At 62.9% G+C, this 429-nt stretch carries 1 protein-coding gene; it reads left to right on the top strand.

The genetic code is table 11. The annotated features are described in order from the left end of the window. On the top strand, positions 1-429 hold a 429-nt coding region (locus tag J5M71_RS28890), incomplete at both ends, for an AMP-binding protein (protein ID WP_207839109.1).

The following is a 429-nucleotide window of genomic DNA, read 5'->3' as shown; positions in this document are numbered from 1 at the left end:
GCTGCCGATCGTCTGGTGATTCCGGTGCCGCTGTATCACTGCTTCGGCATGGTCATGGGCAACCTCGGTTGCGTCACCCATGGCAGCACGATGATTTACCCCAACGACGCTTTCGATCCGGCGCTGACCCTGCAAGCGGTGGCCGAGGAAAAAGCCACGGCGCTGTACGGTGTGCCGACCATGTTCATCGCCATGCTCGATCAGCCGCAGCGGCAGACCTTCGACCTGTCGAGCCTGCGCACCGGGATCATGGCCGGCGCCACTTGTCCGATCGAGGTCATGCGCCGGGTGATCAACGAGATGCACATGAGCGAAGTGCAGATCGCCTACGGCATGACCGAAACCAGTCCGGTATCGTTGCAGACCGGGCCGGCGGATGAGCTGGAATTGCGCGTCACCACGGTCGGGCGCACCCAGCCGCAACTGGAA

Source organism: Pseudomonas sp. 43(2021) (assembly GCF_017490805.1).
Lineage (GTDB): Bacteria > Pseudomonadota > Gammaproteobacteria > Pseudomonadales > Pseudomonadaceae > Aquipseudomonas.
The sequence above is the reverse complement of the archived record's forward strand: the minus strand, read 5'-3'. Positions and strand labels throughout refer to the sequence as shown.